6 protein-coding genes are annotated in these 4,362 nt (G+C 70.6%); all 6 read right to left on the bottom strand.

Annotation, left to right across the window (positions count from 1 at the left end):
* Positions 1 to 400: 400 nt before the first annotated feature.
* Positions 401 to 622 carry a helix-turn-helix domain-containing protein gene (locus C8D87_RS44925; protein WP_112232824.1) on the bottom strand — a complete coding sequence of 74 codons (222 nt, stop codon included), beginning with the start codon at positions 620 to 622 and terminating at the stop codon, positions 401 to 403.
* A 356-nt stretch (positions 623 to 978) separates the two neighbouring features.
* Positions 979 to 2,460, bottom strand: coding sequence for a DUF3987 domain-containing protein (locus tag C8D87_RS44920; RefSeq protein WP_233442592.1), 1,482 nt, complete (start codon positions 2,458 to 2,460; stop codon positions 979 to 981).
* Between the two features lie 35 nt (positions 2,461 to 2,495).
* Positions 2,496 to 2,789, bottom strand: coding sequence for a hypothetical protein (locus C8D87_RS44915; RefSeq protein ID WP_112232822.1), 294 nt, complete (start codon positions 2,787 to 2,789; stop codon positions 2,496 to 2,498).
* 252 nt (positions 2,790 to 3,041) lie between these two features.
* Positions 3,042 to 3,515, bottom strand: a complete 474-nt coding sequence (locus C8D87_RS44910; protein WP_146772116.1) for a hypothetical protein — start codon at positions 3,513 to 3,515, stop codon at positions 3,042 to 3,044.
* Positions 3,512 to 3,946 carry a hypothetical protein gene (locus tag C8D87_RS44905; protein WP_112232818.1) on the bottom strand — a complete coding sequence of 145 codons (435 nt, stop codon included), beginning with the start codon at positions 3,944 to 3,946 and terminating at the stop codon, positions 3,512 to 3,514. Before C8D87_RS44905 ends, C8D87_RS44910 begins: the two co-directional genes overlap by 4 nt.
* Entirely contained in the window at positions 3,943 to 4,212 is a 270-nt protein-coding gene (locus C8D87_RS44900; RefSeq protein WP_112232816.1) for a helix-turn-helix domain-containing protein, read from the bottom strand. The genes C8D87_RS44905 and C8D87_RS44900 overlap by 4 nt, the downstream gene beginning before the upstream one ends.
* Positions 4,213 to 4,362 lie beyond the last annotated feature (150 nt).

The following is a 4,362-nucleotide window of genomic DNA, read 5'->3' as shown; positions in this document are numbered from 1 at the left end:
GCACGCCCATCGTGACGCGGCCGTGCCACTTGCCGTCTGCGCCGTAGTAGATGCTGCTCGCGCCGTTGGGGGCGCGGGTGCCCTCGGGCCGTTTCTTGCGTGCCATGTGTGGTGTCTCCTCGGGTGGTTGGTGTGTCACGTCCCCTGCGGTTCGGGGAAGAGGGAGGGAGGCAGGGACGGGGGTGCAGAAGGGCCGTTTTCGGGGGTCCAGCGGCTACCTGGGGAGATGCGTCCCTGCCTCCCTGATCGGGGTCTGGGCTGGTCATCCCGGGGAAGTTGCTCAGGGAGGCAGTCAGGGAAAAATCCCTGCCTCCCTGGCGGGTCCCTGGCTGCTTCCCTGCCTCTTCCCCGTCGTGGAAGGCCTGCCCTACTAGCCCGCGCGGGGGTAGTAGGGCCGTGGTTAGGCCGCCTCGGGTCCGGCGGCCAGCCTGGTTGCGTAGTCCGCCAAGGCCGCCGTGGAGATGCGCCGTAGGCGTCCGATTTGGACTGACGCGACCTGGCCGGACTTGATCAGGTTGAACATGGTGGTGCGGCCGACAGACAGCCGTCGTGCGGCCTCCTCGACGCTGAGGAGGGTCCGGGGCTGGTCTGCGCCGGGGTGGGTGGTGGTGTGGCGTGCCATGACCGGTGGTGTCCTCTCTGGGCTGTCTGCGGCCGTGTTCGGCCGTCACGGGCACCCGTGGTGGGTGTCGTGTTCGTTGGTGTGCAAGGGGTTTCGCGTGGTGTGCGCGGAGGGCTGCTAGGCGCTAGGCCGCAGGTGGGCGACAGGGTGAGGCGCTAGCCGAGGCGCTAGGTCTAGCGCGTCAGGCTGCTAGGCGCGGCCGGGGCGCTAGCCCGACGAACTTGACGAATTAACGAAATAAGCCTCCTGACCTGCGGTTATTTAGGTGGACTTTCTTCGTAGCTGACGAATTAAGGGGACCTGACACCGGGGTGCGTAGCGGTTGACCTGCGCAAACGCGCCCCGGACTTAATTCGTCAGGGGGACGTGACAGCCGTGTAGAGCACGGTCGGCCGTCCCTTGCCGGGCCGGGTGGCGCTGGTGAGCCGTCCGGCTTCGCAGAGCTGTCCGAGCAGCTGCGTCACGTCGACCCCGGCGCGCTTGGTGTTGCCCTTGAACACCTCCTTTGTGATCTCGGTGGCGGTGCAGCCGTCCGGCCCGGCGGCGGTGACGTAGGCCAGGACCTTTGCCGCCGCGTCGTTCGGCGCGAGGACCGAGCGGGCGGAGGCGATCGAGTAGCGGACCAGCGCGGCGGCGGCGGCCATGTGCGCCGGGGTGATGCGGTCCGTACGGTCAAGCGCGGCGTAGATAGCGGCGATGCGCAGGCAGGTCACCCCGGCGCGCGAGATGAACTCGTCCACCTGCGGGCGGTCACGTCCCAGGTGACCCGTGAACTCCAGCTGGAGGCGCTTCCACTCCAGCTCTGCCGCCTCGGTGCAGCCGAGCGCACCGAGCTGGGAGGCGCGGCGCAACCGTTCGGCCAGCGACGCGGCCAGCTCCGTCATCAGCTGCGCGTCCGGCGCGGCCGGGAAGAACTTCGATGCGGCAACGGCGACCGGGAGGAACCGGTTGTAGGTGCCGCCCGCCAGGTCCGAGGCGGACACCTTGGCGGTGAACTCGCCGGGGGTGATGTGGGCGACGATGCCGAGGTGGCTCTGTCGGGCCATGCGGGCGTCCACGTTGAGGGTGGACAGGTTGCCGCCCTCCCAGGCCGCGCGCAGCGTCGCGGACAGGGTGTTGCCCTCGCGCTTCATGCGCGCCATCACCGTTGCCCACTCCGGCTCTTCCGCGAGCAGGCGGCAGTCACCTTCGGGCAGTAGCCGCGGCTTGCTGCCCGCCTTGCCGTCCTCGGCATCGGCGGCGAACACGGCGGCCAGGCCCTCACCGGTGGACAGGCCGCTGTGGACGTTGCTGGCCCGGAAGCTGTTGTCCGCCATGCCAACCAGGGTCAGCGCGGCGTTGGTGGCGGTGCCCTTGCGTCCGAGACCGGTCGCGCCGATGAGCAGCGGCCACACCAACAGCGGGTGCCGCTCGAACCCGAGTTGCAGGTGAGGGCCAGGGCCGAGGTACACGCCGGCCGCGCTGACGAGGGAGGCCAAGACGCCCACCGGGTCGGCCTCGGTGTGCGGGTCCATCCGGTCGGCCAGGTTGCCGAGGTAGCAGTCGAACGCGACCGACTCGATCGAGGGCAGCCACAACCGCGCGCGGGCGATCTGCCCGGCGGCTGCCGCGTCCAGTGCCGCCGCGTCCGCCTGGCCGACGCTGCCGTCTGCCGTTGCCGTCTGCCGCTCCGGCAGGGCCACCACGGCGGCAGTGCCGTTGCCGCGTTGTGCCTGAGCGATCGGGGTGTCAGGCCTGCCGTCGGCAGTGCCATTGCCGCTGTCCGCCTCGGTGACGGGGTACAGCCGCCGCCCGCCGGACGCGGGTCCGGTCGGGGGTGTGGTGCTCGCGTGGGTCACGACGGCGCTCCTGGTCGGTCGGATGGGCGGGCGGGTCAGTTGCCGAGGACGGCGACGACGGCGGGCGCGAACGCCTCGACGTCGGCCAGGTAGTCCGGCAGGACCCAGGGCGGTCCGGCCTGTCGCGCGGCGTTCACGAGCGCGACCAGTTCCGGCATCCGGCAGCGCGGGTCGGTGGCGACGGCGGTGACGTAGGCGGCCATGCGCGCGGGTCCGGCGGTGTGCCAGACCTCGGGGTCGAGCCCACCCACGTACAAGGTCGCGATCACGGTGTTGAGGTCGAGCGGGAACGGCCTGGGAAGAGGGGAAACGGGCCTGGGGGCGTTCATGAACGCGGTCCTCCGGGAAGAGTCGGGAAGCGCGGGGAACGGTCGCGGTGAGCGCGGCCGGACACGGTGTGTCTGGGTGGGTCTACGGGGTGGCTGACCTGCTCCGGAACCGGTCGCCGGGAACGGTGCGCGCGGGCCGGGTAATGCGGAAACAGGGGGGAGGGGCCTGCCCGGCGGGAGCGTTCTGGACGCACCCGGAACAGCGGGCACGGTGGCGGTTCGAGCACCACCGGACAGGCCCGGTCTGCGGGGTCAGCCGAGGTCGGCGGGAACCGCGTCTGCGCGGACCCGAAGCACCTCGCAGATCGGCTGTGCTCGGTAGGTCAGGCGCGAGGCCAGGTCCGTGCACAGCTGGTGCCGCCGCTCGGACCACGGCAGCAGGCCGTCCAGAACCTGGCCCGTGCGGTCGTGGTGCTCGATCATCGTGCGCACCGCCACGCGGCTAGCGCGGTCGTGCGTCCGGACCGCGTCCACGCCTACCGTCACCAGCGCGTACACGACCAGGTCGGCCACCTGGCGCACGGTGAGCGTGCGCGAGAGCGGCTGTCCGGCCAGGTGCAGCGCGGCGGCGACCTCACCCTGACTGCGCAGCTCCACCGGACGCGGCAGGACCGGGCTCGTGAACTCGATCGCGTACAGGCCGTCCTCGTGCTCGAACGCCTTCACGGACACGGAGGGCACGGGCTCCGGCGCAGCTGCGCACGGCGTCATCGTGGGCGCGCTCATGCGTTCACCAGCTCTCGAACCAGCGTCGCCGGAGCGGCCGTGATGGCGCGCCGCGTGTTCGGCCGGCGGGTCTGCGCTGGGACGTCCGGGAACAGCCGCGCGACCAGGTGGCGGCAGAACTCCAGCGCCACGCGGCGCGGGTCGTTCGTGCTCATCTCCTCGATCTCGCCTCGCGTCTCGTCCACGAACGTGAGACCGCCGTTGACGACGGTGTCCACGATCAGCAACCGCAGGTAGTCATCGTCAGCGGAGTCGGTCGCGAAACCGGGGTCGGTGTGGCAGAAGAACATCAGCGCCACCAGGTCGTCCCGGTCCAGCGGGATCGTGACGTTGATGCTGGCGACCACGGGCGTGGTGACGTAGGCGGGCCGGGTGGCCGGGATGAACTTGGTGGCGACGTCGTTGACGGTCGCGGAGGCGGTCGTGTTCATCGCGCCGCCACCTCCTCGGCGGTCGCGTTCTCGGCGCGGTCGGCGGCCTCGGGCTGCTCGTCGCCCACCACGAACGCCTGGAAACCGGCCTCGGCGCACGCCTCGTCGAACACGCGGAGGGACTGCTCCGGGACGCGGATGGCGCCACCGATCTTGTAGGCGTCCAGCTGGCCCGCCTTGATGGCGCGGTAGATGGTGTGGACCGAGACGTCATACCGTTCAGCGACTGCCTTGACCCGGAAGAACCGGGTACCCTCGTTCTGCATCCGAAGCTCCAGAAGGCTCGATGTGATCTGACCGCCCCGGCTGGTGTTGCCGCACCGCCGGGGCTTTCTGCTGTCTGCCGCTGTCCCGCCTGCAACTCCTGCGATGACTGCGATGGGGGCAACGCTAGCCAATGCGTGCCACCCTGTCAA

It is taken from the genome of Lentzea atacamensis (assembly GCF_003269295.1).
Taxonomy (GTDB): domain Bacteria; phylum Actinomycetota; class Actinomycetes; order Mycobacteriales; family Pseudonocardiaceae; genus Lentzea; species Lentzea atacamensis.
This window is presented reverse-complemented; position numbering and strand designations above follow the sequence as displayed.

What these genes read in the sequence shown, in the direction of transcription:
- C8D87_RS44900 (WP_112232816.1), bottom strand. Translation starts at nt 4,212, where the DNA reads ATGCAGAACGAGGGTACCCGGTTCTTCCGGGTCAAGGCAGTCGCTGAA.
- C8D87_RS44905 (WP_112232818.1), bottom strand. Translation starts at nt 3,946, where the DNA reads ATGAACACGACCGCCTCCGCGACCGTCAACGACGTCGCCACCAAGTTC.
- C8D87_RS44915 (WP_112232822.1), bottom strand. Translation starts at nt 2,789, where the DNA reads ATGAACGCCCCCAGGCCCGTTTCCCCTCTTCCCAGGCCGTTCCCGCTC.
- C8D87_RS44925 (WP_112232824.1), bottom strand. Translation starts at nt 622, where the DNA reads ATGGCACGCCACACCACCACCCACCCCGGCGCAGACCAGCCCCGGACC.
- C8D87_RS44910 (WP_146772116.1), bottom strand. Translation starts at nt 3,515, where the DNA reads ATGAGCGCGCCCACGATGACGCCGTGCGCAGCTGCGCCGGAGCCCGTG.